21 protein-coding genes and 1 pseudogene are annotated in these 25182 nt (G+C 72.8%); 10 read left to right on the top strand and 12 right to left on the bottom strand.

The features are described from left to right. Positions 1-93: 93 nt before the first annotated feature. The gene (locus ACFY01_RS11860; protein WP_390735547.1) at positions 94-645 is read right to left on the bottom strand and encodes an FHA domain-containing protein; all 552 of its coding nucleotides are present in this window, start codon (positions 643-645) and stop codon (positions 94-96) included. A gap of 176 nt (positions 646-821) precedes the next feature. Between ACFY01_RS11860 and treZ the strand changes: the two genes are divergently transcribed. Continuing rightward, the gene (gene treZ, locus ACFY01_RS11855) at positions 822-2570 is read left to right on the top strand and encodes a malto-oligosyltrehalose trehalohydrolase (protein WP_390735546.1); all 1749 of its coding nucleotides are present in this window, start codon (positions 822-824) and stop codon (positions 2568-2570) included. 36 nt (positions 2571-2606) lie between these two features. Here treZ and ACFY01_RS11850 read toward each other — a convergent pair whose 3' ends face one another. From ACFY01_RS11850 to ACFY01_RS11830, 5 genes are all read right to left on the bottom strand, one after another. After that, positions 2607-3038 carry a hypothetical protein gene (locus ACFY01_RS11850; RefSeq protein ID WP_390735545.1) on the bottom strand — a complete coding sequence of 144 codons (432 nt, stop codon included), beginning with the start codon at positions 3036-3038 and terminating at the stop codon, positions 2607-2609. 144 nt (positions 3039-3182) lie between these two features. Next, entirely contained in the window at positions 3183-4118 is a 936-nt protein-coding gene (locus ACFY01_RS11845) for an aminoglycoside phosphotransferase family protein (protein ID WP_390735544.1), read from the bottom strand. Positions 4119-4170: 52 nt separating this feature from the next. Continuing rightward, positions 4171-5298, bottom strand: coding sequence for an aminopeptidase P family protein (locus tag ACFY01_RS11840; RefSeq protein ID WP_390735543.1), 1128 nt, complete (start codon positions 5296-5298; stop codon positions 4171-4173). Between the two features lie 789 nt (positions 5299-6087). Next, a complete protein-coding gene (locus ACFY01_RS11835; RefSeq protein ID WP_390735542.1) occupies positions 6088-6639 on the bottom strand; it encodes a PDZ domain-containing protein in 552 nt (183 codons plus the stop codon). Between the two features lie 120 nt (positions 6640-6759). Next, complete coding sequence (locus ACFY01_RS11830) at positions 6760-7626, bottom strand: LysR family transcriptional regulator (protein WP_390735541.1); 867 nt, start codon at positions 7624-7626, stop codon at positions 6760-6762. Between the two features lie 95 nt (positions 7627-7721). Between ACFY01_RS11830 and ACFY01_RS11825 the strand changes: the two genes are divergently transcribed. Continuing rightward, positions 7722-8462 (top strand): hypothetical protein, encoded by a 741-nt coding sequence (locus ACFY01_RS11825; RefSeq protein ID WP_390735540.1) that lies wholly within the window; start codon positions 7722-7724, stop codon positions 8460-8462. Here ACFY01_RS11825 and cyc2 read toward each other — a convergent pair. Then, positions 8455-10614 carry a germacradienol/geosmin synthase Cyc2 gene (gene cyc2 / locus ACFY01_RS11820; protein WP_390735539.1) on the bottom strand — a complete coding sequence of 720 codons (2160 nt, stop codon included), beginning with the start codon at positions 10612-10614 and terminating at the stop codon, positions 8455-8457. The genes ACFY01_RS11825 and cyc2 overlap by 8 nt on opposite strands. Positions 10615-10738: 124 nt before the next feature. Between cyc2 and ACFY01_RS11815 the strand changes: the two genes are divergently transcribed. Continuing rightward, positions 10739-12013 carry a cytochrome P450 gene (locus ACFY01_RS11815; protein ID WP_390735538.1) on the top strand — a complete coding sequence of 425 codons (1275 nt, stop codon included), beginning with the start codon at positions 10739-10741 and terminating at the stop codon, positions 12011-12013. On the opposite strand, the gene ACFY01_RS11810 is transcribed toward ACFY01_RS11815, so the two are convergent. Then, a complete protein-coding gene (locus ACFY01_RS11810) occupies positions 11990-13192 on the bottom strand; it encodes a damage-control phosphatase ARMT1 family protein (protein WP_390735537.1) in 1203 nt (400 codons plus the stop codon). The two genes, ACFY01_RS11815 and ACFY01_RS11810, sit on opposite strands and share 24 nt — an antisense overlap. Before the next feature lie 22 nt (positions 13193-13214). Further along, a complete protein-coding gene (locus ACFY01_RS11805) occupies positions 13215-13862 on the bottom strand; it encodes a ScbR family autoregulator-binding transcription factor (RefSeq protein WP_390735536.1) in 648 nt (215 codons plus the stop codon). 445 nt (positions 13863-14307) lie between these two features. On the opposite strand from ACFY01_RS11805, the gene ACFY01_RS11800 reads away from it, so the two are divergent. Beyond that, positions 14308-15255 carry a lytic polysaccharide monooxygenase gene (locus ACFY01_RS11800; RefSeq protein WP_390735535.1) on the top strand — a complete coding sequence of 316 codons (948 nt, stop codon included), beginning with the start codon at positions 14308-14310 and terminating at the stop codon, positions 15253-15255. A 19-nt stretch (positions 15256-15274) separates the two neighbouring features. Here the strand turns inward: ACFY01_RS11800 and ACFY01_RS11795 are convergent, their stop codons facing one another. Further along, positions 15275-15931, bottom strand: a complete 657-nt coding sequence (locus ACFY01_RS11795) for a Tat pathway signal sequence domain protein (protein ID WP_390735534.1) — start codon at positions 15929-15931, stop codon at positions 15275-15277. A gap of 615 nt (positions 15932-16546) precedes the next feature. On the opposite strand from ACFY01_RS11795, the gene ACFY01_RS11790 reads away from it, so the two are divergent. From ACFY01_RS11790 to ACFY01_RS11775, 4 genes are all read left to right on the top strand, one after another. Further along, entirely contained in the window at positions 16547-17209 is a 663-nt protein-coding gene (locus tag ACFY01_RS11790) for a DUF6230 family protein (protein WP_390735750.1), read from the top strand. Continuing rightward, the gene (locus tag ACFY01_RS11785) at positions 17209-17616 is read left to right on the top strand and encodes a DUF6114 domain-containing protein (RefSeq protein WP_390735533.1); all 408 of its coding nucleotides are present in this window, start codon (positions 17209-17211) and stop codon (positions 17614-17616) included. Before ACFY01_RS11790 ends, ACFY01_RS11785 begins: the two co-directional genes overlap by 1 nt. Positions 17617-17737: 121 nt before the next feature. Beyond that, positions 17738-18193: a tellurite resistance TerB family protein gene (locus tag ACFY01_RS11780; protein WP_390735532.1), complete on the top strand. Its 456-nt coding sequence runs from the start codon at positions 17738-17740 to the stop codon at positions 18191-18193. A 44-nt stretch (positions 18194-18237) separates the two neighbouring features. Further along, positions 18238-19350: an Lrp/AsnC family transcriptional regulator gene (locus ACFY01_RS11775; protein ID WP_390735531.1), complete on the top strand. Its 1113-nt coding sequence runs from the start codon at positions 18238-18240 to the stop codon at positions 19348-19350. A 37-nt stretch (positions 19351-19387) separates the two neighbouring features. Here ACFY01_RS11775 and ACFY01_RS11770 read toward each other — a convergent pair. Beyond that, positions 19388-20656, bottom strand: a pseudogene (locus ACFY01_RS11770) (MFS transporter); the annotation flags it as partial. A 163-nt stretch (positions 20657-20819) separates the two neighbouring features. After that, positions 20820-21779: an ABC transporter substrate-binding protein gene (locus ACFY01_RS11765; protein ID WP_390735530.1), complete on the bottom strand. Its 960-nt coding sequence runs from the start codon at positions 21777-21779 to the stop codon at positions 20820-20822. Positions 21780-21954: 175 nt separating this feature from the next. On the opposite strand from ACFY01_RS11765, the gene ACFY01_RS11760 reads away from it, so the two are divergent. Both ACFY01_RS11760 and ACFY01_RS11755 read left to right on the top strand, forming a co-directional pair. Then, positions 21955-24693, top strand: coding sequence for an ATP-binding protein (locus ACFY01_RS11760; protein WP_390735529.1), 2739 nt, complete (start codon positions 21955-21957; stop codon positions 24691-24693). Continuing rightward, the gene (locus ACFY01_RS11755; protein WP_390735528.1) at positions 24690-25166 is read left to right on the top strand and encodes a roadblock/LC7 domain-containing protein; all 477 of its coding nucleotides are present in this window, start codon (positions 24690-24692) and stop codon (positions 25164-25166) included. The genes ACFY01_RS11760 and ACFY01_RS11755 overlap by 4 nt, the downstream gene beginning before the upstream one ends. Positions 25167-25182: the final 16 nt, after the last annotated feature.

Here is a 25182-nt window from a genome sequence, read left to right as displayed (position 1 = left end):
GTACGCACAGTCAGTCACGACTTCGGGGGAACGTCAACACCGCGTGGGGCAGCCCGGTTTCGGCCTGCGCGGGGGTTCGCGGCGGGTCCGGCCTCAGTGGGTGGCGAGGCGGAAGGCCATCCGGCCGAAGGCGATCTGGTCGCCCTCACGGACGACGGCGGCGCCGGTCACCCGCCGCCCGTTGACGGTGGTGCCGTTGGTGGAGCCGAGGTCCCTGAGCACCCACATGCCGCCCTGGCGGCGCAGTTCGGCGTGTACCCGGGAGACGGTCTCGTGATTGAGCCTGAGGCCGCTCGCGGGGTCGCGGCCTATGCGCAGCGGGTGGGTGCTGTCCGGGTGCGGCAGGAGCAGCTTGGGCAGCCGCTCGGCCTGCCAGGCCCGGCGCAGCCGTACGGTGAAGCCGGAGGCCGCCTCGACGGCGCCGAACAACGCGCGCGTGAGGCGGTTCTCCTGGGGCAGGTCGGCGGTGAGGACGGCGAGTTCGTCCGAGCGGCGGGCGGAGAGCGCCAGTTCCATGCGGCGCACGAATGTGTCGTGGGACAGCCGGCCCATGGCGACGCCGTCGCGGAGCACCCTCAGCGCCTTGTCGCGCTCCGCGTCGGACAGCCGCGCCGGATACGTGGAGAACTCGAAAGACGACGTCACGCTCGTGATTGTCGGTCAGTGAACCCCGGGTGTCCAGAAAACGGGGAAACGGCCGCCACGCGCGTACGTCCGGCGACACCCGCCCGGAAAAGCGCGGACGGGAAGGCGGACTGATCGCGTTTTGCAGCACGATGGACGGGCTACATCACGGTGAGCAGACGAAGGGGAACCGTCCCGTGCAGTTCGAGGTGTGGGCACCGCAGGCAGACCGTGTGACGCTGGATTGCGACGGCGCCACGCGCGCGTTGGAACGCGATCCGGTGCGGGCCGGATGGTGGACCGGTGAGTCGGAGGCGCAGGACGGGTCGCGGTACGGGTTCGCGGTGGACGACGGCCCCGTGCTGCCCGACCCGCGTTCGCGGCGGCAGCCCGACGGCCCGGACGGCCCGAGCGCGGTCGTCGACCACGAGCGGTACGCGTGGCGGACCGGGGCGTGGGCCGGGCGCGGGCTGCCGGGTGCGGTGCTGTACGAGCTGCACGTGGGCACGTACACCCCCGAGGGCACTCTGGACGCGGCGGCCGGACGGCTGGAGCACCTGGTGCGGCTGGGCGTCACGCACGTCGAGTTGATGCCGCTGTGCCCGTTTCCGGGGCGGCACGGCTGGGGGTACGAGGGGGTGTCGCTGTGGGCGGTGCACGAGCCGTACGGCGGCCCCGAGGCACTGAAACGGTTCGTCGACCGGGCGCACGAACTCGGCCTGGGCGTGGTCCTCGACGTCGTGCACAACCACCTGGGCCCGTCCGGCAATCACCTGCCCGCGTTCGGACCGTACTTCACGGACACGCACCACACGCCGTGGGGCGCGGCGGTCAACCTGGACGCGCCCGGCTCGGACGAGGTACGCGCGTACCTCGCCGGCAGCGCGCTGGCCTGGCTGCGCGACTACCGGATCGACGGGCTGCGCCTGGACGCGGTGCACGCGCTGCGCGACACGCGCGCGTGCCACTTCCTGGAGGAGCTGTCGGCGGCCGTGGACTTGCTGGCCGCCGAGCTGGGCCGGCCACTGTTCCTGATCGGTGAGTCCGACCTCAACGACCCGCGGATGATCACCCCGCGCGCGGAGCACGGCCTCGGCCTGCACGCCCAGTGGAACGACGACTTCCATCACGCCCTGCACACCGCGCTGACCGGCGAGTCCCAGGGCTACTACGCCGACTTCGCCCGCGATCCCTTCGCCGCCCTCGCCAAGACGCTCACGGGCGGCTGGTTCCACGACGGTTCGTACTCCAGTTTCCGGGGCCGGCACCACGGCCGCCCGCTGGACCGCGCGCGCACGGCCGGGCACCGGCTGCTCGGCTACAGCCAGACCCACGACCAGGTCGGCAACCGCGCCCAGGGCGACCGCCTCTCGGCCACGCTCTCCCCCGGCCTGCTGGCCTGCGCCGCCACGCTCACCGTCACCGCGCCGTTCACGCCGATGCTGTTCATGGGCGAGGAGTGGGCGGCCGGCACGCCCTGGCAGTTCTTCACCGACCACACCGACCCGGAACTCGCCCAGGCGGTGCGGCAGGGCAGGCGGCGGGAGTTCGCGGCGCACGGCTGGGCCGAGGAGGACGTGCCCGACCCGCAGGACCCGGCGACCCGGGACCGCTCGTGCCTGGACTGGTCGGAGCCCGAGCGGGAGCCCCACGCGCGCGTGCTGGCCTGGTACCGCCGGCTCATCGCCCTGCGCCACGAGCAGCCGGACCTCACCGACCCCGACCTCGCGGACACCAAGGTCGCGTACGACGCCCGGGCCCGCTGGCTGGCCTTCCGGCGCGGGGACGTCCGGGTCGTCGTCAACCTGGGCAAGGCTCAGGCGGCGATCCCGCTCGGCACCCGGCCGGCCGAGGTCCTCGCCGCGTGGGACCCGGTCGAGGCGCCCGGGGCGGACGGGCTGCTCCAGGTGCCCGGGGAGTCGTGCGTGGTGCTGGCGCAGGAGTGACGGGCGCGGGGCCGGGCCGGCGGCCCGGCCCGTGGTTCACCGGCCGCCGCCGGCCTCGAGGAGGGACCTGCTCAGCGCCCACACGATGAGGAGGTCGAGCGTCATCACGATGATGGACCACACCGGGTAGTACGGAATGAACATGAACTGGGTGATCAGGCTGACCGCCCCCATCGTGACGCCCGCCCCGCGCCCCCAGCTCCTGCCGAGCAGCACCCCCATGCCGGCGACGACGAGCCCCAGCCCGATGACGAGGTGGAGCCAGCCCCAGGCGGTCAGGTCGAACCGGTAGACGTACCGGGGCGAGGAGAACAGGGTGTCCTGTGCGATGCCGGTCACGCCCAGCAGGATGCTGAGCGGGCCGCTCAGCATCAGCGTCGCCCCGGCGAACAGGGGGAGCCCGCTGATCATCGCACCGCTGTCGTACCGGTCCCGCCCCTGCCGCACCTTGTCGGGCGTCGCTGCCATGGCCGTCGCCTTTCTGTCCGGCGTGGCCGCCGACGCACAGCCCCATGGGAGGCCGGCCACGCTCCCTGACAGCCTCACCCGAATCCGCCGACGTCGCGACCGCAGCCCGGCACACGCGGGCGGACCACGGACTTCTACGCCCCCTCATTCCTCGCCGTCCTCCCTGAACTCCGTCACCCGCTCCAGCAGGATCGGCTCCCAGGCGCGGCGCAGCTGGGTCCTCAGGAGCGGGAGGGGGGCGGTGCCGCGGGCCTCGATGCAGTCGGTGAGGCGGATGACGGTGTCGCAGCGGGCGAGCCACAGACCGCGCAGGCAGGGGCGGGCGCTGTATCCGGCGAGGGTGGCGGCGCGGACGGCGGCGGGCGAGCCGACGGCGAGGGCGAGGGAGGCGATGTCCTCGGCGGGGTCGCCGACGACGGCGCCGGTCCAGTCGAGGATGCCGCGCACCCGCCCGTCGGCGCTGACCAGGAGGTGCTCGCCCCTGAGGTCGTGGTGGACCAGGACCGCCGTGCCGGACTGCGCGGCGAGCTGGGCCGCGGCGGACGGGGCCAGCTGGGTCATCCGGGCCGGATCGAACTCGTCGGCGGCGCCGAGGCGTTCGGCCGCGTGCGCGGCCATCCTGCGCAGTGCCTCCAGGGAGCGCGGGGCGGCGCGCGGGACGCCGAGTGTCTCGGCCTGCCGTACGGGCACCTCGCGCAGCCCGGTGAGCAGCCCGGCCAGGTCGGCCTCGCCGACGGCGGAGACGTCGTGCTCCTCCCCCGTGCCGCCGGGGACCCTGGTGTCGAGGGTGTAGGTGAGGCCCGGCGCCCACTCGCCGTGGGCGACGCTGGTGGGGACGGCGACGGGCAGGTGCGGGCGCACGAGGTCGCGCAGGCGCAGCTCGCGGCGCTGACGGGCGGCGGCCTCCCGGTCGGGGGCGAGGCGCAGCACGTGGCGGGCGCCGACCCACCAGGTGGTGTGCTCGCCGCCCTCCGCGACGGGCCGCACGTCGGGCCCGGAGGCTGTCTCCGCGCTCTCCTTGAGCAGCGAACGGACCAGTCGGCGGACGGTGTCCGCGGTGGGTGTCGGTGCCTGGGTCATGGTCGCGCCGTTGTCGTCCCGGGGGCTGTCGATGAGTACCCGCTGTGTCCTCTCAGTCCACCATGACCATCTCGCGGGTGGTGTTGTTGAGGCGGCGGCCGCCGTCCTCGGTGACCGTGACGATGTCCTCGATGCGCACCCCGAAACGGCCGGGCAGGTAGATGCCGGGTTCCACGGAGAAGCACATGCCGGGCACGAGGGGCTGTTCCTCGCCCTCGATCATGTACGGCGGCTCGTGCGTGGTCACGCCGATGCCGTGGCCGGTGCGGTGGATGAAGTACTCGCCGTATCCGGCGTCGGTGATCACGGCGCGGGCGGCCCGGTCGACGTCCTGGCAGGGGACGCCGGGCCGCACCGCGCTGAAGCCCGCCTCCTGGGCGGCGCGCACGACGTCGTGGACCCTGCGCTCCTCGTCGGTGGGCTCGCCGACGTGGACGGTGCGGGTGGTGTCGGAGCCGTAGCCGTCCTTCAGCCCGCCGAAGTCGAGGACGACCATGTCGCCGCGCTGGATGACGCGGTCGCCGACCTCGTGGTGCGGGTTGGCGCCGTTCGGACCGGAGCCGACGATGGTGAAGTCGACCTGGGAGTGTCCGTGCCGGCGCAGCAGGCCGGCGAGGTCCTGGCCGACGTCGGACTCCCGGCGGCCGGCGAAGGGAACCTTCCGGATCTCCTCGAACGTGGCGTCGGCGGCCGCCCCGGCCGCCGCCAGCAGTTCCAGCTCCGCCGTGTCCTTGACGGCGCGCAGCATGGGCAGGGCGTCGGTGAGGGCGGCGCAGGAGGTGCCGGGCAGCGTCCTCTGGAGGCCGAGCAGGTGCAGGGCCCAGGCGTTGTCGCTGATGCCGAAGCGGCCGCTGTTCGGCAGGAGGCCGGCGGTGACGGCGTACGGGTCCTTGCCGTCGGTCCAGTCCCTCAGGGTCAGAGCGGCGGCGCCGGGTGCCTTCTGGGCGTCCGGGGCCTCCAGCGTGGGCACGACGAGCACGGGGTCCCGGCCGGGGGCGAGGACGAGCAGGGTGAGCCGTTCGGTGACCGCGGTGGGCGCGTAGCCGGTGAGCCACACCAGGTCCGGGCCGGGCGTCACGAGCAGTCCGGCCAGCCCGGCGTCGGCGGCGGCGCGCGCGGCGCGCTCCATGCGGGCCCTGTAGTCGTCGGCGGTGAAGGGCGCGGGCGTACTACCGGTCATCCGGGCCTCCGTGGACGCGGGGACGTGCTGGGCATGGGACCACGGGAGCATCCTGCCCGGACCCGGGGGGCGACGCGAGCCGGTTACGGGGTCCCGCGGGCGAAGCGGCGTGCTCTCCCGCACCGAATCCGAACGAAGGTTCGCCCCTCGCCCGTCAGTCGTCGTACGCCGCGGGAGCAGCCGCCTCGCCGGCGGCCCGACGGCGCTGTCCGCCCGGCTGCCGCCGGCCGCGGGAGGGCACGCCGCCGGGCACCGGCCCGTGGCGCCCCGTGGGGCGTACCGGTGCGTCGGTCCTCGTGCCCTCCCGGCCGCGCGGGGACCGGGCGCTCACGCGACCACGCCCGGTACGGCGGTCAGCTGCTGGTAGCCGCCGCTGTGGTGGCACACCGTGAGGGTGACCCGGGCACCGGCCCGTGGCGCCCCGTGGGGCGTAGCGGTGCGTCGGTCCTCGTGCCCTCCCGGCCGCGCGGGGACCGGGCGCTCACGTGACCACGCCCGGTACGGCGGTCAGCTGCTGGTAGCCGCCGCTGTGGTGGCACACCGTGAGGGTGACCCGGGCACCGGCCCGTGGCGCCCCGTGGGGCGTACCGGTGCGTCGGTCCTCGTGCCCTCCCGGCCGCGCGGGGACCGGGCGCTCACGCGACCACGCCCGGTACGGCGGTCAGCTGCTGGTAGCCGCCGCTGTGGTGGCACACCGTGAGGGTGACCCGGGCACCGGCCCGTGGCGCCCCGTCGGGCGTACCGGGACGTCGGTCCTCGCGCCCTCCCGGCCGCGCGGGGACCGGGCGCTCACGCGACCACGCCCGGTACGGCGGTCAGCTGCTGGTAGCCGCCGCTGTGGTGGCACACCGTGAGGGTGACCCGGGCGCCGGGCCGGGCCGCGGCGACGGCCCGGGCGAGATCGGCGGCCGTGTCGACACGGGCCTTGCCGACCTGGAGGAGTACGTCGCCGCGGACCAGGCCGGCGGCGTAGCCCGGGCCGGGGACGTGGACGCCGACGACCAGCGCGCCCGCCTTCTGGGCGTCCACGACCTCCAGGCCGAGGGTGGCGGCGGGCGCCCCCTGGGCGGCGGAGGGCGTGGCCGGGGCCGAACGGCCGGGCGGCGGTGCCTGGTGCCGCAGTTCGGCGAGTCTGCTCATGCCGATCACGGTGGCGCCGACCGTGCCGAGTCCGACGCCGCACAGCACCAGGACGACGCCGGCGGACAGGCCCAGCAGCGCGGTGTGCAGCCGCCGGCCGCGTCGGCGGGCGGCGTGCGGGCGCCGCGTGGGCCCGCTGGGGCCGCCGTCCCCCCGTTCCTGACCCGGGATCGGCTTGGGGCGCAGCGCAGTCTGTTCCATGGATCGCCTCCGGCTGGTGTGCTCCCAGGCGCACTACCCGGCGCACCGGGGCGCGACGAGCCACGATCGAGTGAGACTGAGCAGGGGGCGGCGGTGGGAAGTCATAGCCGTCGCGGTTCGTCAGCCCCCTCCGGTCAGCCGCTCCACCAGCACCGCCGCCGCTCCCCGCGGCGCCCCGGCGTACAGGAGTTCGGTGCGGTGCACGATCCGTGGCTCGGTCAGCGGGACGGCGACCGCGCCGGGTACTCCGTCGGCCACCACGCGCGGCAGCAGGGTCAGTCCGTAGCCGGCGGCGGCGAGGGCGGTCAGGATCCGGACGTCCGTGCCCTCGTAGCGCAGGGCCGGCCGGAAGGCGCCGCCGCCGGCCGCGGCGCGCAACCGGTCGAGCGGCAGGCCCGCGTCGGGGGCGTCGAGCCACCGGGCGTCGGCGAGGTCACCGAGGCGCAGGCCGGGGCGGCGCGCGAGCGGATGGGTGGCGGGCAGCAGCACGGCGACGGCGTCCTCCCCCACGCCGTGCGAGGTCAGCGGCGCCACGTCGGGCAGCCGCAGCGGGTCACTGGGCGCGGCCGGCCCGTCGACCAGACCGAGATCGGCGGCCCCGGTGGCGACGGCGGCCGGGACCGAGTCCCGGGCGAGCACCCGCAGGGTCACGCCCGCGCCGGGCAGCGCGGCGAGCACACGGGGGTGCAGCGCGGTCGGTGCGGCGGCGAGGATCAGCCCCTGCTCGGGCGCGGCCGCCATCCGCACGACGTCGGCGCGGGCCGCCTCGAGGCGCAGCAGCAGCGGGCCCGCGTGTTCCAGCACCCGCTCTCCCGCCGCGGTGGGGAGGACGGGGCGGCGGGTGAGCAGCGGCGCGCCCAGGTCCTGTTCGAGCGCCGCGATGTGCTGGGACACGGCGGACTGGGTGTAACCCAGCTCGCGCGCGGCCTCGGAGAAGGAGGCGAGGCGGGCGACGGTGACGTACGTGCGCAGCAGGTGCGGATCCATGGCGGACAGGATCCCACCCGGCATCAGCGTTGCTTATCGAAGGTGCAGAGATCATCGTTGGACGTGAACCAGGGGGCGCGCCCAGGATGAGGGCCATGTCGAACACCGCGGCTCACACCGCCACGCTCGCCCTGGTCGGCGACCGCTCCCCCCACGTCGTCTCGCACACCCGGATCCCGCGTCTGCTCGACGCGCTCGCCGCCCGCGACCGGCTCGTCCTCGACGCCTACTGGATCCCCACCGAGGACGCCCGGACCTCGGACGCCGTGCGCGGCTTCGACGCGGTGTGGGTGCTGCCGGGCAGCCCGTACCGCAGCGAGGCGGGCGTGCTCACGGCGATCCGCACCGCCCGCGAGGAGGGCATCCCGTTCCTGGGTACCTGCGGCGGGTTCCAGCACGCGCTCCTGGAGTACGCCCGGAACGTGTGCGGACTGGCCCGGGTCGCGCACGCCGAGAACGACCCGGACGCCGAGGACCCGCTCATCGAGCCGCTGGCCTGTTCCCTGGTCGGCCACGAGGCCGCGGTCCGGCTCGAGCCCGGCTCGCTCGCCGAGTCCGTCATCGGTTCCGGGCACACGGTCGAGCGGTACTTCTGCGCGTACGGCCCCTCCCGTCACCTCGACACACTGCGCGCCCACGGTCTTCGCTTCTCCGGCCGGGACGAGGACGGCCAGGTCCGGGTGGCCGAACTCCCGGAGCACGACCACCCGTTCTTCCTGGCCACGCTCTTCCAGCCGGAACTGTCCGGCGACGGCTCGCACCCGCACCCGGTGCTCCGGGCGCTGGCACGGGCCGCCACCGGGCACGCGGCGGCCCGGGTGCGGCAGCTCAGCTGACGGGCAGGGCGGGCGCCGGGGGCCGGTCCGGGAGGAAGCCGTGCGTGCGGCGCGCCAGAGCACCGCACTTGTAGCGGTCGACGCCCCGGTGCCAGTTCAGGATCCCGGCCAGCCAGTTGCGCAGGTCGGCGACATAGCCGTCCATGGCCTCACGCGCCTCGGCCGTGAGGTCGAAGTCCCTGTACATGATAGGCAGTTCGTGCGCCACGACGTGTTGGAACTGCTGCATCCGCTGGGTCATCAGGTCGTGCACGACCCCGAGCGCGGTCGGGTAGTCGACGCCGAAGAAGTTCTGCACGACGAGGACGGCGTTGTGGAGCTCGCCCTCGTACTCGATCTCCTTCTGGTACGAGAAGACGTCGTTGACGAGGCAGGCGTAGTCGATGGCGGCGTTCTCCAGGGAGCGGACCGGGCCGCTGCGGTACACCTCCGGCGGGATCGCCGGGCCGTGCCCCATGCGGCACAGGCTCAGGGTGAGGTCGGAACCGAAGGTCGCCCGCCGCATCTCCAGGTAGTCGACCGGATCGGGGACGCGGTTCTGGAGCTGGTTGGACAGCTCCCACAGCCAGCTCTCGGTCATCGTGTCGACGGCCTGCTTCAGGGCGCGCCGCCGGTCGGGGGTCATCTCCGAGGTCGTGCGCGCCCACAGGTCGGTCAGGCCGCGCTCCAGGGCGCCCGCCGGGACGGGGGCCGGCTCGCCCGCGACGGGCATGCAGGCCGACAGCCGGGCCGTGGTGAGCCGGGCGGCCGCCAGGTCCCGGCGGCGGCCGTACACCAGCGGGTAGTAGTCGTCGCCGTACGTCCCCCAGGCGAGCCACTGCGAGCTGAGGTCGAGCGCCTCTTCGGTGGCGTCGGGGTCCAGGCCGGCCGCGCAGAGCGGAAGGTCGGCGGCGGCGAGCTTGTCCTCGTCCCAGACGCCCTCCTCCAGGATGCCCGTACGGTGCGCCCAGGCGGTCAGCCGGGGGCGGGCTCCTTCCAGGTGCGGGCTCAGCTCCAGCGGGAAGGGCATGTGGAAGTCGGGCAGCAGCGACGGGCCGACCTTCTGGAACGGCACGTGTGCGTACGCGCGCAGACGTTCTGACGCCGCCGAGGCGAGCAGGGCGCCGACGTCGGCGGCCGAGGTGCCCGGCCCGGTCAGGCCGTGCCAGGGTGCGGCGGAGGTGGCGCCCGCGTTCATGTACCGGCTGGAACGCAGGTGCCATTCGTGGCCGCCGGACTGCCAGTCCTGCAGTCCCTTGGTGTAGGCCGCCACCGCCGCGACCTCGTCCGGGGTGAGGCCCTTGTCCAGGGCGAGCGCGGGCACTTCGGTGAGCGCGGTGTGCTCGAACTGGTGAAGGCGGGAGGTGAGGATGTCGTTGACGGTGTCGGCGGCCTCCTGGGTGGTGCAGCCGAAGAAGGTCTCCAGGACCAGCACGCCGTTGCTGTTCTCCCCCTCGTCCTCGACCTCCCGCTGGTAGGAGAACAGGTCGTTGCGCAGGTGGACGGCGTCGGCGAAGGTCTCCATGAGCACCCGCAGCGGCCTCGACCCGGCGACGGCCGCGGGCACTTCGGCGGTCGCGTACTCGACGAGGCCCGCCGACCAGGGGGCGCCGCCGACCTTGCGGCGCATCTCGATGTACTCGACCGGGTTGGCGATCCGCCCCTCGTCGATGTTGGACAGCTCCCACAGGGACTCGTTCAGCAGATGCTCGGTGGCCACCGCGAACCGCCTGCGCCAGGCGGCCGACATCGACGGCACCGTGCGCGCCCAGAGGTCGGCGAGGCCCGCCTCGACCGGGTTCTCCGGCTCGGGTACGGCGGCCCCGGGGTCCGGTGGCATGAACAGCGGCAGCCGGTCCAGGTGCGCCTTGCCTGCGGCGCGGTCCGGGGTGCGCTTGTACATGTCCAGGAAGTGGTCGTCGAAGAAGAACACCCACACGTACCAGTCGGTGATCAGCGAGAGCGCCGGGCCGTCGCAGTCGGGGTGGGTGTAGGCGCACAGGAGCCCGTAGTCGTGCGCCTCGAGGTCGGCCTGCTCCCAGATCCCGGACCCCTCCAGCATGCCCATCTCGCGCGCCCACGCCGTCGAGTGGGCACGCGCCTCGTCGACGTGCGGGTTCAGCCGCGCGGGATACGGCATGTAGAAGTGCGGGAGTTCGAACGGCTGCGTCATGGCCGGGGCCTACCCGCGGCCCCCGACAGGCATCCGGGACGCGGCACATGATCACACCATCGCGTGAAGGGTGGGAGAACCGGGAACTCTTGCCGGGCCCGGGCGAAGACGCCACGGTGTTCCCATGACCTCTCCAGCGCCGTCACCGGAGGCGGGGCCGGTGCCCGACGTGTTCGATCCCCGGCGGTACGCCGCCGGGGTGCCGTACGCCGACTACCGGATCCTGCGCGACCGGCACCCCGTGGTCCGGCAGGACGAGCCGGAGGTGCTGGGCTGGCCGGCCGGGCCGGGGTTCTGGGCGGTGACCCGGCACGCCGATGTGGTGCGGGTGCTCAAGGACGCGGGGACGTACTCGTCGTACGTGGGCGCGACCCAGATCCGGGATCCCGATCCGGCGGACCTGCCGTTCATCCGTCGCATGATGCTCAATCAGGATCCGCCGTGGCACCAGCGGTTGCGACGGACGGTCAGCCGGGCCTTCACCCCGGGACGCGTCGACCGGTTCGCCGAGGTCGCGCGGGCGAGGGCGCGCGCACTGTTCGGGCGGGCCCTGGAAGCGGCCCGCGCCGCGGACGGAAGCGTCGACCTGGTCGCCGCCGTCACCGACGAGTACGCCCTGCTCAACCTCGCCGACCTGCTGGGCGTCCCGGCGAGCGACCGCCGGCTGCTGCTGCACTGGACGCGGCGGGTCATCGGCTACCAGGACCCGGACGAGGCCGGTGAGCCGGTGCTCGACCGTGCGGGCAGGCCGGTCGACCCGCGGTCACCGGCGATGCTCGCGGACATGTTCGAGTACGCGCGGCAACTGGCCGCGTACAAGCGGCGCCACCCCGCCGACGACGTGCTGACCATGCTGGCCCACGACGCCGGACTCGCCGACGGTGAACTTCAGATGTTCTTCTTCCTGCTCACGATCGCGGGCAACGACACCGTGCGTGGCGCGGCTCCGGGCGGGCTGCCGGCGCTCGCCGAACATCCGTCGGCGTACGGGCTGTTGCGGGCGGGGAAGGCGGAGCTCCCGCAGGCGGTCGAGGAGTTGCTGCGCTGGCATCCGCCGGTGCTGACCTTCCGCCGTACCGCCGTGCGGGACACCGAACTGGGCGGGCGGCGGATCCGCGCGGGCGCCAAGGTGGTGGTGTTCCACGCCTCGGCCAACCGCGACGAGCGGGTCTTCACCGACCCCGACCGGCTCGACCTCGCCCGCACACCCAACCCGCACGTGTCGTTCGGCGACGGCCCGCACGTCTGCCTGGGCGCCCATTTCGCCCGGCTCCAGCTGCGGCTGCTGTACGAGGAGGCCCTCGGGGCGCTGCCCGCGCTCCGGCTCGCCGGGCCCGCCGAACGGCTGGTGTCCAACTTCATCAACGGCATCAAGTCACTGCCGTTGTACGTCGGCTGACCCCCCGCCGACCTGGATCAGTGCGTGCGTGCCCCCGGTGCGCCAGCGCCGGCCCTCCGCCGCGACCAGGGCCGCCTCGGTGTCCGGGTCCAGGCCGGTGATCACGTCGGACTTCAGCGTGCGCAGGGCGGCGACCGGGCCCGGGAAGTACGCGGTGACGTCACGGAAGGGCGTGGTCGGCGGCCACAGCCGGTCGCCGACCAGGCGCCGGTAGTTGAGGTCGCCCTTGACCACGGTCAGGGTCGCGGCGGCGAACTCGGCACGCAGGTCGTCCGGCATGTCCGCGTACGGCAGCGGGGCGCAGGAGAAGGGGTGGGCGCGCACCGTGAGCCGCCCGTCGGCCATGGCCGCCCACAGCCGCCGCCCGTGTCCGGCCGCCGCGCCCGGCGCCGAGGTGAGCCGGCGCAGGGCGTCCACCACGTCGGCGGTCGTGGCGTCGGAGACGTAGTACGGGTAGGGCTTGACGTGCAGTACGGCCCGTGCGACAGCGCCCTCGGCGAGGAGGTGGGCGATCAGGAGCAGGTCGGGGACGAGTTCCCGGCCGGCGTTGTCCGCGACCAGGCAGAGCGTGCCCGTACCGGAGGAGGGCAGCAGGGACCACAGGGCGTCACTGTCGTCGGCCACCAGGGCGGGGACGGCCTCCTGGGTCTCGGCGCCCTCGGCGGAGAGGCGGAAGCCGAGGTCGGCGCGGTTGCCCCAGAGCGATCCGTGCAGCAGGGCGCGGGCCCGTTCGTCGGCCGGCAGGTCCTCGAGCGCGTCGAGCGCGGCCAGTTCCTCGTCCGTCTCGCCGGCGTCGAGTTCGGCGCGCTTGAAGGGCCGGAAGGGGTCGATGCCCGCCCAGGGTCCGGAGCCGAAGTAGGCGACGGCGTCGAGGAGCCGGCGGTAGAAGTGGCTCTCCGACCACAGCCAGGGCACGTCGAACCAGGAGCGGCCGGTCCAGGTGTCCGCGCCCCAGTCCCGCCACCGGTCGCGGTCGGGCGCGTCGGCGGGCAGCGGCTCGATGACGCCTTCGGTGCAGCTCTTCAGCAGCGCCTCCAGCGCGCGGTGCTGCTCGGGGCCGTACGGGAAGGCCTCGCGTACCTGCCGGATGATCGCGGGATGCCGCTCGGCCAGCACGCTGCGCGGGAAGGAGCCGGGTTCGTCACCGAGGATCACGGGGGCGGCGGGGGTGTCGGGCATGGGCGTCACCGTACCCCGCGGATCAGGCGGTTCTGGTCTCCCGTTCCAGCTGTGTGGTGAGGGTGAGATAGCGGGCACGCCGGGGTACCGGCACCATTCCGCGGATCATCAGGTGCCACATCTCGGCGATCCTGCGGGGCAGCCGTCCGTCGGGATCGAGGGAGCGGCCGGCGACCCGGGTACCGACGAAGAAGTACACGAGGGAGTGGGCGGCGGCGTCCACGTCGATGTCCGGGTGCACATCGGATTCCCTGACCGCGCCGAGGAGTTTGCGGGTGGAGAGGTCCAGCCACTCGGAGAACGGGTGCTTCAGCGGCGGCCGGACGGCCACGTCCGCGGTGGCGAGGCGGAGTCCCGCCCGGGGGATCGGGTCCTCGACCGCGAGCCGCGCGATCCCGAACGTGGCGCGGATCAGGAACTCCAGCGAGGAGCAGCCTCGGCTCTCCACCTCCCTCGCCACCTGCCGCGACGCCTGGGCCTGCAACTCCATGATGGCGCGTGCCAGATCCTCCTTGGCCGCGAAGTGGAAGTAGAGCGCGCCCTTGGTGACCCGGGCGTGCTCGACGATGTCGCTCAGACTGGTCGATTCGTAGCCGTGACGGTCGAACAGGTCGGCCGCGGCGGTGATGATCGTCGTCCGGGTTTGCTCGGCGCGTAACTGCCTCGCCATCTAAGGGACACTCCTTGAAGTCAGAAACGTACGGGACGTGCCGTTTGTTTTTTACCCCATGCACACGATAACTCACCCTGCGACAACGGAGCAGGTTTGTGCAGACTCGGTGGCCGACGCGTGCGAGCCCTGCGACCGGCCGTCCGGCCGTCCGTGACGGTCAATAAGCGGACGATGTCAAATGAGGCCCCCCCCTCGGCTTTTGCCCTCTTCCGGAGGGCATGGCGAACGACCGGAACGCCGTGCCCGTGATCGCCACGATACGAGGAGGTCGGGCGGTTCTCAATGGGACCTCAAACGGACGGGCCGGTCGGTGCATGCGAGCACCGACCGGCCCTGTAGGTCGGCGGATCCGTACACGAGGGGGCGAACTGAACGCCGGCGGCCCGTTTCCCGTACTGCACGGGACACACCGTTGCCGCGCCGGCCGAGGAGGCGTCCTGCCATGAGTCGGATGACCGCACATCTGAGGGTCACGGGGGCCGCCGTGGCGGCCTCGGCCCTGCTGTCGCTGTGCGCGGCGGGACCGGCCCTGGCGCACGGCGCGCCGACGGATCCGGTCAGCCGGGTGTACGCCTGCTCCCCCGACGGCGGCGACGCGGCGCGTTCGGCGGCGTGCCGGGCGGCTGTCGCCGCCAACGGGGCGCCCTTCACGATGTGGGACAACCTGCGGGTGGCCGGCGTGGGCGGCCGGGACCGGCAGGTGATCGCGGACGGGAAGCTGTGCAGCGGAGGCCTGCCCGCGTACAAGGGCCTCGACCTGGCCCGTACGGACTGGCCGTCGACCCGGCTGGCCCCGGGCGCCAGGATGACGATGACGTACGCCTCGACGATCCCGCACGCCGGCACGTTCAAGCTCTATCTGACCAAGCCCGGCTACGACCCGTCGAAGCCGCTGACCTGGTCCGACCTGCCCTCGAAGCCCTTCGCCCAGGTCACGGACCCGGCGCTGACCGGCGGCGCGTACCACATCGGGGCCAAGCTGCCGTCGGACCGGACGGGGCGGCACGTCCTCTTCACGATCTGGCAGAACACCAGTACGCCGGACACCTATTACTCGTGCTCCGACGTGGTGTTCCCGAAGGCGAAGGCGGGCAAGGCCGCCACGCCGTCGCCCTCGGCTCCGACTCCGGCCGGCGCGGCGACCGGGAGGGCGGCCCGGCCGTCGGCCGGCGCCTCCGACCGGCCGACGGCCACCGAGTCGACGGAGGCGGCGTCCCATGAGGCGACGACCGCCCCGCGGGCCGAGGGCACCGTCGCCGACAGCACTCCGGTGGCCTCCACCACCGACGCCGGCTCCGGGCCCTCCGCGCCGCTACTGGCGGGCGGCGCCGCCGCGGTGCTGGTGCTCACCGGGGGCGCCGCCCTGTTTGTGCGTCTGCGTCGGCGGTGAACGCCTCGGCTGCTTGGGCTCAGTTGACGAAGACCGGGGCACCCGCGTCGGTGACGGCGGCGTACTTGGCGGTGAAGTAGCCGCTGGAGAAGCAGAGCGAGGAGCCGGAGGTCTTCGTGAACTGCTGGTTGGTGAAGTTGATGCTGTTGTCGCTGTTGTCGGACGTACCGGTCAGGCTGGCCGCCTGGTAGACGCAGGTGATGGAGCCCAGCAGCGTCTTCAGCTTGACGGTGGTCTGGATGGTCGAGCCGCTTGCCGGGGTCACGGTGAGCGTGCCGTTGGAGGCCACGGTGGTGGTGTAGGGCAGGTTGTCGACCGTGATGCTGCTGACGCCGGTGACACCGAGGACGTTGCTGGTGCAGCTGCCGGCGTCGAAGGTCTGCGCGCCGGCCGACTCGGTGGCCGTGCCGGGCGCGGCCGGGTTGTCCTTGACGGTGGCGGTGAACTGCGACGACGTGCACTTGACGCCGCTGGTGCCGGTCGCGCTGGAGTAGAGCGTGGCGGAGGTGCCGCTCGCCAGCGGCGCGGTGAGGACGTCACCGACCGCGACCGCGGTGCCGCCGGCGCTGCCGGTGGTGAGCACCGGGGTGCCGTCCGCGGAGGCGGGGACGGCGGCCAGCGGGAGCGCGAGGGCGGCGACGGCTCCGGCGAGGGTGACGAGGGTACGGGTGCGCATGCGGGTGCCTCATTTCTGAGTGGGGGGCTGGTGAGGGTGAGGTGGGGGGTTGGGAGGGCGCCCTGGGGCGCCGGCCGCTGCCGGTCCGTGCACGCCTTCTCCGTACGTGACGGACCGGCAACGGCGGCTGGACACCGGCCGTGAGCCTCGGGGGGAGACTTCCGGCCGGGCCGAATGAGGGCGACCGGGCGCGGGCCTTGAGACTCTGGGTCAGGGAAGGTCCCGTGCCGGGAACGCGCTTGTGCGGGGGCGGTCTGTGTGGAGTGCCGTGCCGGGAGCACCCCTTGGAGAGGACCGATGGTGCCGCACGGCGGATCCGGCGCCACGGATCCGGTTGAGCCAGGGGCAGTTGTAGACCTGAGGATCAGTCAACGTCAAGGTCGATCAAGGGAGTTACCGCACTTGAAAGCTGACGACGCATAATCGACACTCTTTTTTCACAACTCTCTTGACCCCTCATGTAACCCCCGGTAACTTCCTCGGCGGCTACTGCTGCGTAACGTGAAAGCCCTTGCAAGCGCCGGGAGTGCGGGGAGGCGTGCGCGGCAGTCGATGTCCGCGCCAGGACAACGCGCCACGAGCCCAACCCGCATGACTATGCCCATGGGAGCAGACATGGCCTCGTCCCCGGACCTCTCGTCCGCCGACAACACACCCGAGAACCCAGAAAACGGTTCCGCACCAAGACGCGGGCGAGTCCGGCTGCGCCGGGCCGCCGTGATGGCGGTGCCCGCCGTCGGCGTCACCGCGGGACTCGCGATCCTCACCGCGCAGGGCGCCCTGGGTGTCCAGTTCGCCATCTCCGGCATGCCGTTCGTGGTCAAGGCCGACCGGCTCGACGGCAAGGGGTTCGCGCAGTACGGCGGGCTGGACAACATGATCGAGAACAGCCCCAACGCCGGTGACACCGGGGGTCAGGAGCTGGTCGTCACCTCGGTGGTGAAGAACGGCACGCTCACCAACATGTGCCAGAGCGTCGACCTCGGCGGCATCCAGCTCGTCCTCACCGCGGGCACCGGGTCCAAGAAGGTGCAGGTGTCGAACCTGTCGATCGACTCCGACGACATCACGGGCAACGCCGCGTTCAAGAACATCGAGATCGGCCGTGACGCCAGCACCCTCGACAAGGTCGACCAGAAGGGCCCCGCGGGCGTCTACAGCCAGCAGGCCGACAAGGTCACCATCACGAACCTGTACCAGCGCAACTACGCGGCCACCGCGGCCGTCTTCAAGCTGCCCAACCTGCACATGAAGTTCTCCAGCGACGGCTGCCCGTGATGAAGAGGGCCCGCTTCAGGCAGTGGAGAGGAGGCCGTCCCTTCGTGGGCGGCCTGCTGCTCGTACTGGGCGGCGCCGAGATCCTGGTGACCATGAAGGCACCGCTTCCGGTCATCCTGCACGTCGGCATGCAGGGACTGGCGGGGTATCTCCTGCCCACTCTGATGCTGATCCTCGGCCTGCTGATCCTCTTCAGCCCCGCCCAGCGCATCTTCTACTCCATCACCGGCGTCCTGCTCTCCCTGGGCAGCTGGATGACCTCCAACCTCGGCGGTTTCATCGTCGGCCTCGTGCTCGGCGTCACCGGCAGCTGCCTGACCTTCGGCTGGCTCCCGGACCAGGAACCCCGCGTGAGGCGCCGCGAGCGGAAGCAGAAGAAGCGGCAGACGCCGGCCGAGGTCGCCTGACCGGAGCGGCGGCACCGGCACAGGGCCCCGGAACCTCTCGGCGGAACTTTTCGGCCGACGCACGAGTTTCTACGGTGTCGTAGAAGCGATCCGTATGTGCCGATCCGTATGAGGAGTTCGCATGGCCCTGTGGGACCGCGTCAAGGAGTCCGCGTCGACGATGCAGACCCAGCTGGTGGCGAAGAAGAACGATCTGAAGAGCGGTGCCTTCCGCGACGCGAGCATGGCCATGTGCGCGCTGGTGGCGGCCGCCGACGGGACGATCGACCCGGCCGAGCGGCAGCGCGTGGCCCAGCTCATCGCCACCAACGAGGTGTTGCAGAACTTCCCCGCCGACGACCTGCGGCGCCGTTTCGAGGACAACCTGAACAAGCTGACCACCGACTTCGCCTTCGGCAAGGTCAGCGTGCTCCAGGAGATCGCCAAGGCGAAGAAGAAGCCCGCGGAGGCACGGGCCGTCATCCAGATCGGCATCGTCATCGGCGGTGCCGACGGGGACTTCGACAAGACCGAGCAGGCCGTGGTCCGCGAGGCGTGCTTCACGCTGGAGCTGCCGCCGCACGAGTTCGACCTCTGAGCCCGGCCGGGCGTCCCACCGGGGGCGTCCGCGAGGATGGGGGCATGCTCGACGACCTCGACCGTGCCCTCATCCACGCCCTGCACGTCGACGGGCGCGCGCCGTTCAGCCGTATCGCCGGCGTGCTCGGCGTCTCCGCGCAGACGGTCGCCCGGCGGTACCGGCGGCTGCGGACCGAGGCCGGGCTGCGGGTCGTCGGGCTCGCCGACCCGCACCGGGCGGGGCGGACCCAGTGGCTGGTCCGGCTCACCGCGGCGGCGCGGTCCGCGCAGGCGATCGCCGAGGCGCTGGTGCGGCGGCCGGACACCTCGTGGGTGAAGCTGACGTCCGGGGGGACCGAGATCACGGCGATCATCCACGCCCCCACGGACGACACCGCCGGCAACTCGCTGCTGCTGCGGGACATTCCGCGCACCGGCGGGATCACCGCGGTGTCCGCCCACTGTCTGCTGCACACCTATCTCGGCGGCCCCGTGAACTGGCGGCGCGGCGCGCGGACGCTGGACGCCGAGCAGCAGCGGGCGTTGCGCGAGGGCGCGGAGGGCGCGGAGAGCCCGCAGGACGGCGAGGGTGTCGGGGCGCGCCCGCCCGGCCCCGGGGACGCGGAGTTGCTGGCCGCCCTGGAGAAGGACGGGCGGGCCGCCTTCGGGGAGCTGGCCCGGTCGACCGGGTGGTCGCCGGCCACGGTGGCGCGGCGGCTGGCCGAGCTGCGTGCCGGGGGCGGGCTGTTCTTCGACGTGGAGATGGACGCCGCGCTCTTCGGCGTACGGACCCGGGCACTGCTGTGGATGTCGGTGCGCCCCGCGGACCTGGAAGGGGTGGCGGAGGAGCTGGCGACCCACGACGAGCTGGCCTTCGTGGCGGCGACCACCGGGCCGACGAATCTGGTGGCGCAGGCGCTGTGCCGGGACCCGGCTGACCTGCACCGGTATCTGACGCGCCGGCTGGGGGCGTTGCGGCAGATCCGTGCGCTGGAGACGAGTCCCGTGCTGCGGACACTGAAGGCGGGCAGCCCCGCGGCTATGTCTCCGCTGTCACCGTCTCGGCTGTCACCGTCTCCCCTGTCACCCTTCGGCTCGCCACCCAGCTCACGCCCACCAGTCCCACCGCCACCCAGCACGCCGCCTCGGCCGCGTGCGGCGCCGAGGGCGCGTTGAGGTAGACGCTGCCCAGCACGGCGACGCCGAGGGTCGCCCCGAGTTGCTGCACCGCGTTGAGCAGGCCTGCGGCCGAACCGATCTCCTGGGGGGCGAGAGGCTTCAGGGCGAGGGTGAAGAACGCGGGGGTGAACAGGCCCGCGCCCACGCCGATGAGCGCCAGGGCGGGAAGCAGGGCCCCGGGGTACGCGCCGGGCTCCGCCGCGCGGTAGGCGGCGACGGCGGCGAGCAGACCGGTCAGGAGGACGCCGAGCCCGTACGGCATCACGCGCCGCCCGTACCGTCGTACCAGCCGCGCGCCCGCCAGCCACGACGCGACCGCCAGGCCGGCCGACCAGGGAGCGAGGCTCACACCGGAGGCCAGCACGCCCGTGTGGGCGCCGAGCTGGAGTTGCAGGACGACCACCGTCGTCAGCCCGTTCGTCACCGCGAAGAAGGACGTCGAGGTGACGAGGGCGGCGGGAAAGCCCCGGCGGGCGAACAGGGTCGGCTCCACCAGGGGGCTGCGGCCGGCCGCCGCCACCCGGCGCTGGTGCAGCGCGAAGACGGCGACCAGCAGCAGGCCCGCGGACAGCATCACCCAGCTCCGCCCCGCGAGGCGCGTGACGTCCGCGCCGATCAGCGGCTGGACGATCAGACCGGTACCGGCCGCCGCCAGCGCCGTGCCGGCCGGGTCGAGGGCGGGACGGCGCGGGGCGCGGTTCTCCGGCAGCCGGGCGGACAGGGGCAGCACCACCAGGGCCACGGGGACGTTGACGAGGAAGGCGGCGCGCCAGGAGGAACCGAACAGGTCGGCGTGGGTCAGTACGCCGCCCAGGACGGGGCCGCAGACGGCGGCGAGGCCCATCACCGGGCCGATGCTGCCCAGGGCCCGGGAGAGCTCCTCCCCCGCGAACATCGCCTTGATCAGCCCGATGGTCTGGGGAATGATCATCGCCGCCGCCGCGCCCTGCACCGCGCGGAAGGCGATCAGCAGGCCCGCGGTGGGCGCCAGGGCGCAGGCGAGCGAGGCGAGCGTGAACGCCGTGACGCCGAGGACGAACAGGCGGCGCCGGCCCGCGATGTCACCGAGCCGGCCGCCGGTGATCAACAGCACCGCGAACGGCAGGGTGTAGGCGGCGGAGAACCACTGGATGTCCGACACCGATCCGCCCAGATCGGCGTGCACGGCGGGGGCGGCGACCTGCACGACGGTCGCGTCCAGCAGGTTCATCGCCTCGGCGAGGAGCAGAGCGGCCAGCGCGGACCGGCGCCAAGGGTGGGGCGGTGGCGGGGCGACGGGGGTCGGTATGCGTTCTGTGGTCATGGAACGAGCGTCGGCGCGGCGGCGGAAGGGCTCCAGCGCGAGACCGCGGCTGGTGGATTTCTTCCATGAGGGCCGCCCCGCGCGGCGAAAACTCACAACTCCGCGAGTACCGGCAGCACTTCGGCCTCGGCCGAAGTGCTGCCGGCGCTCGTCGACGGACAGGTCAGCCGAGGCCGGCCGTCTTCAGCCAGGCCTTGGCCACGTCCAGCGGGTCCTTGTTCTGCGACTGCACCTGGATGTCGAGGTCCAGCAGCGTCTTCGTGTCGAGCTTGGCCGAGACGGCGTCGAGGGCGTCACTGCCCTTCTGGTTCAGCGCGGACTTGTAGACCAGCGGCTGCACGTTCTCGAAGCCGAAGAGGTTCTTCGGGTCCTGGAGGACGACGAACTTCTCCTTGGTGATCGACGCGTCCGTGGTGAAGATGTCCGCGGCCTGCACGGTGTTCTTCTTCAGCGCCGCCTGGGTCAGCGGGCCGCCCGCGTCCAGCGCCTTGAACGTCTTGAACTCCAGGCCGTACACGGACTTCAGGCCGACCAGACCCTGCTGCCGGGTCTGGAACTCCGGCGAGCCGCCGATGACCAGGTCCTTCGCGACGTCCTTGAGGTCGGCGATGGAGGAGTCGGCGGTGAGCTTGTACTTGTCGGCCGTCTCCTTGTTGAGGGTGACGGAGTCCTTGTTCTGCGCCGACGCCGGCTTCAGCAGCGTGAGCTTGGAGTCGAGCTTGGCCTCGATCGCGGCGGTGGTCGCCTCCACGGTCTTCGGGGTGGCCTTCGGGTCGAGGTAGGCCAGCAGCGCGCCGTTGTACTCGGGCAGCACCGAGATGGTGCCGTTCTTGAGCAGACCGTAGGTCGTCTCACGGCTGCCGATGTTCGGCTTGTAACTGACCTTGATTCCCTTGGCCTTCAGGGCCTCGCCGTAGATGTCGGCGATCAGGATGCTCTCGGGGAAGTTGTTGGAGCCGACGACTACGGTGCCGCCGCTCGCCTTCTCGCCCTCGAGCGGGTTGTCGGACTTGTCGGAGGAGGAGGAACAGCCCGCCAGCAGGGCCGTCGCCGCGGCCAGCGCGACGATCGCCGCGCCGGGGTGTCTCCGGAATGACCTGCTGGTGTGGGTGTTGGCAGTCACGGTTCCCGTTCCGGGCTCAGATGGTGCGGTGGACAACGTGCACAGCGGTGGACCGCTCTGTGACTGATCCAATCCAGGCGCTTCTCGGTCAGTCAAGAGTCTCTTGGTCACCGATTGGCTTCACTTGCTGACTAGTTGTGTAGCGCAAGCGGTTGTTTTGTAACGGATTCTTGACATGAAGTCCGCCGATCAGCCCTTCAAGAACGCTGTAGTCTCACCGCAGTTGACGTCGGTCACAGCGGTGTACGGGGCCCGCTTCGGTGTCGTCACGCATCAGTTCGGGTGGAGACACCCCTACCAAGGAGGCCCGGTGTCCACGACTGTGGACGCGCACGCCCGGGGCTTCGCCGACCGCTGGCCCTTCCGGCGCAAGCTGAACGTCCTGGTCGGCGTGCCGCTCGCGGTGATCGCCGTATTGCTGTCCTACCTCATCGCCGACCTCGTCGAACAGTCCGGCACCGCCCGGACGGCGGCGCAGCTGGTCCGCGACAGCTCCCAGGTCGCCCGGCTGGCGAACCTCGTGGAGGCCGAACACCGGCAGGCCATCCTGCTCTCCGTGCGTTACGAGGCGGGCGGCGGCACACCCTCGCCGCACGGCTACCGGGCGGCGCAGAAGGCGGTCGACGCCCAGGTGGAGAAGGTACGGGACACCTTCGGCGACCGGCTGGCGGACACCGAGGCGCAGGCCCTGAGGCAGGTCGAGGGCCTGGGCAGCCTGCGCGGGACCGTCCAGGACGGCTACCTCCCGGCCGACAACATCGACCCGGCGTACACCAACGCCGCCCAGGACCTGATCGACGGGCTGGGCCTGGACCGCAACGCGTCCCTCGCCTCGACCTTCACCGGCAACCTGCTGGACTCGCTGCTGCGCGCCGACGCCGCCCACAGCTCCTTCGAGACCAGCGTGTTCTCGGCGACCACCGGGGACACCAACGCGCTGATCGAGTTCACCAACGCGGTCGGCGCCTACGACCTGTACGACCACCAGGCGGACCGGTTCGCCCGGTTCGCCACCGACGACCAGGCCGAGGCGCTGGCCGGGATCGAGCACACCCCCGCGCAGCGCAACATCGCCGAGTCGTACGCCGAGCTCCAGATCGACCCCGGCAAGCTGGAGGCCGGCAGCAAGGCGGAGATCAGCGCGGCGGTCAAGGACGCGCTGCTCGACTACCCCGACTACCCGCGCCAGGCCGCGGCCCGGCTGGAGATCACCACCTCGCTGATCGACCGGATCGCCGACCGGGCCGACGAGGCGGCCGGCTCGGCCCAGTGGCGGGCCGGCCTGCTGCTGAGCATCGCGCTGATCGGCTTCGCCCTGTGGCTCACCTTCGCCGTCATGGTCCGCCGCTCGGTGATCCGGCCCGTGGAGGCCCTCACCGCGGTGGCACAGGAGGTCGCGGACGTCGCCGGCCGGGAACTCGCCCGGGTGGCCGACGACGACGCCGAGGACGACGGACCGCCCCGGCTGCGGGACATGCCCGTCACCGCCCGCGACGAGATCGGTGACCTCGCCGACGCCTTCAACCGCGTGCAGACCACCGCGGCCGGGCTGCTGGAGCGCCAGGTGCTCAGCCGGCGCAACGTCGCCGAGATGTTCGGCAACGTCGGCCGCCGGGTCAGCAACCTGACCACCCGGCAGCTCGCGCTGATCGACGCGGTGGAGCGGGGCGAGACCGATCCGGCGCTGCTGGAGCGGCTGTACTCCATCGACCACATCGCCGTGCGCCTGCGCCGCAACGCCGACAGCCTGATGCTGCTGGCCGGTATCCGGGAGACCGTCCTGGACGGCGGGCCCACCGCGCTCAGCAACGTCGTACGGGCCTCGCTCGGGCAGATCGAGGGCTATCAGCGGGTACGGCTGAACGTCGCGGCGGACGCGGTGGTCCAGCCCGACATCATCGGCGACCTCACCCTCATGGTGGCCGAACTCCTGGAGAACGCCGTGTCGTTCTCGCCCGCGGGCAGCCCCGTCGAGGTGTCGGTCCGCTCCGGCGCCGAGGGCACCCACGTCGTCATCACCGACCACGGCCTCGGCATGAGCGCCGAACGCCTCGCCGAGGAGAACGCCCGCCTGATCCGCCGCGAGCGCCTGGACGTCGTACCCACCAAGGTGCTGGGCCTGTTCGTGGTCGGCACGCTGGCGCGCCGCTGGGAGATCGGGGTCGAGCTGTCCCGTACCCCCGGCGGGGGTGTGACGGCCGAGGTGACCCTGCCGGCGCGCCTGTTGCTGACGGTGGCCTCCGACGGTCCGGCGGAGTCGTCCGGTGCTCCCGCGCTCGCCGGCGTGCCGGCCGCGGGCGGTGGCCCGGTGCCTTCCCGTACGCCGGTGGGCGGCCCGACGGGCTCCGGCTCCGCCTCCGGCTCGGATGCGAGCACGGCCGCGCGTTCCGCGCGCCCGGAGCCCGGGCCGTCGGCTCCCGTCCGGCAGAGCACCGTCGCGGCCGGCTCCGACGGCGGGCACGGTCACGCCAAGTCCCCCGACACGGCCCCCGGCCAGGACCACCCCTCCCCGCTCCCCCGCAGGGTCCCGCGCCGCGAGTCGGCGGACACGGGCGACACGGGCCCGCGCGTCCCCGGCACCCCCGCGGCCACTCCCCCGCCCGCCGACGACGCTCCGGCCGACGACGGCCCCGCCTCCGCCCGCCCGCTCCGCCGCCGCGTGCGCGGGGCGACGCTCCGGACGACCGCCGGAGCCTCGCAGGTCGTGCCGCAGACGGCGCGGACCGTCGACGCGGAGGCGGTGCGGGACGCGCTGGAGGAGTTCGAGGCGGCGGTGGAACGCGCCCAACGGGACAGCGACACAGGTGACTTCCCGCTCCCCGGCACGACCGGCGAGACCGGCACGACCGGCGAGACCCAGACCACGCAGCACGCGCACGACCAGAACCACCGTACGGAAGGAGCCGAGCAGTGAGCACGTCGACAGGTGACACCCCGACGGGCGGCACCGCGCCGACCGATCTGCAGGCCGCCGCAGCCGACTTCAACTGGCTGCTCAACCGATTCGCGACCGAGACCGCCGGTGTCGTGGACGCCATCGCCGTGTCCTCCGACGGGCTGCTCATCGCCGTGTCGGAGCTGCGCGAACGCGCCCACTCCGAGCGGCTGGCCGCGATCGTCTCCGGCATCACCAGCCTGGCCGCCGGTGCCTCCGGCAACTACGGCCTCGGCGGCCTCAACAAGGTCATCATCGATCTGGAGGGCGGCCACGTCATCGTCTCCGCGATCGGCAACGGCGCCGTCCTCGGCGTGGTCGCCGACAAGGAGGCCAAGCTCGGCAACATCGCGTACGAGATGACGCTGTTCGCCAACCGGGCCGGTGCCGCGCTCAGCCCGCAGCTCGTGCTCGAACTGAAGAACACCGTCGGCGTCCCGTCGACGCGCTGACCGGCCTGCCGAGAGG

Origin of the sequence: Streptomyces sp. NPDC001480 (genome assembly GCF_042894725.1) — a bacterium.
Classification (GTDB): Bacteria; Actinomycetota; Actinomycetes; order Streptomycetales; family Streptomycetaceae; genus Streptomyces.
This window is presented reverse-complemented; position numbering and strand designations above follow the sequence as displayed.

Coding starts and splice junctions, on each gene's coding strand:
- ACFY01_RS11790 (WP_390735750.1), top strand. CDS start 16,547: ATGGCCTCGTCCCCGGACCTCTCGTCCGCCGACAACACACCCGAGAAC.
- ACFY01_RS11815 (WP_390735538.1), top strand. CDS start 10,739: ATGACCTCTCCAGCGCCGTCACCGGAGGCGGGGCCGGTGCCCGACGTG.
- ACFY01_RS11805 (WP_390735536.1), bottom strand. CDS start 13,862: ATGGCGAGGCAGTTACGCGCCGAGCAAACCCGGACGACGATCATCACC.
- ACFY01_RS11775 (WP_390735531.1), top strand. CDS start 18,238: ATGCTCGACGACCTCGACCGTGCCCTCATCCACGCCCTGCACGTCGAC.
- ACFY01_RS11795 (WP_390735534.1), bottom strand. CDS start 15,931: ATGCGCACCCGTACCCTCGTCACCCTCGCCGGAGCCGTCGCCGCCCTC.
- ACFY01_RS11850 (WP_390735545.1), bottom strand. CDS start 3,038: ATGGCAGCGACGCCCGACAAGGTGCGGCAGGGGCGGGACCGGTACGAC.
- ACFY01_RS11840 (WP_390735543.1), bottom strand. CDS start 5,298: ATGACCGGTAGTACGCCCGCGCCCTTCACCGCCGACGACTACAGGGCC.
- ACFY01_RS11760 (WP_390735529.1), top strand. CDS start 21,955: ATGAAGTCCGCCGATCAGCCCTTCAAGAACGCTGTAGTCTCACCGCAG.
- ACFY01_RS11785 (WP_390735533.1), top strand. CDS start 17,209: ATGAAGAGGGCCCGCTTCAGGCAGTGGAGAGGAGGCCGTCCCTTCGTG.
- ACFY01_RS11830 (WP_390735541.1), bottom strand. CDS start 7,626: ATGGATCCGCACCTGCTGCGCACGTACGTCACCGTCGCCCGCCTCGCC.
- ACFY01_RS11810 (WP_390735537.1), bottom strand. CDS start 13,192: ATGCCCGACACCCCCGCCGCCCCCGTGATCCTCGGTGACGAACCCGGC.
- cyc2 (WP_390735539.1), bottom strand. CDS start 10,614: ATGACGCAGCCGTTCGAACTCCCGCACTTCTACATGCCGTATCCCGCG.
- ACFY01_RS11800 (WP_390735535.1), top strand. CDS start 14,308: ATGAGTCGGATGACCGCACATCTGAGGGTCACGGGGGCCGCCGTGGCG.
- ACFY01_RS11825 (WP_390735540.1), top strand. CDS start 7,722: ATGTCGAACACCGCGGCTCACACCGCCACGCTCGCCCTGGTCGGCGAC.
- ACFY01_RS11780 (WP_390735532.1), top strand. CDS start 17,738: ATGGCCCTGTGGGACCGCGTCAAGGAGTCCGCGTCGACGATGCAGACC.
- ACFY01_RS11845 (WP_390735544.1), bottom strand. CDS start 4,118: ATGACCCAGGCACCGACACCCACCGCGGACACCGTCCGCCGACTGGTC.
- ACFY01_RS11835 (WP_390735542.1), bottom strand. CDS start 6,639: ATGGAACAGACTGCGCTGCGCCCCAAGCCGATCCCGGGTCAGGAACGG.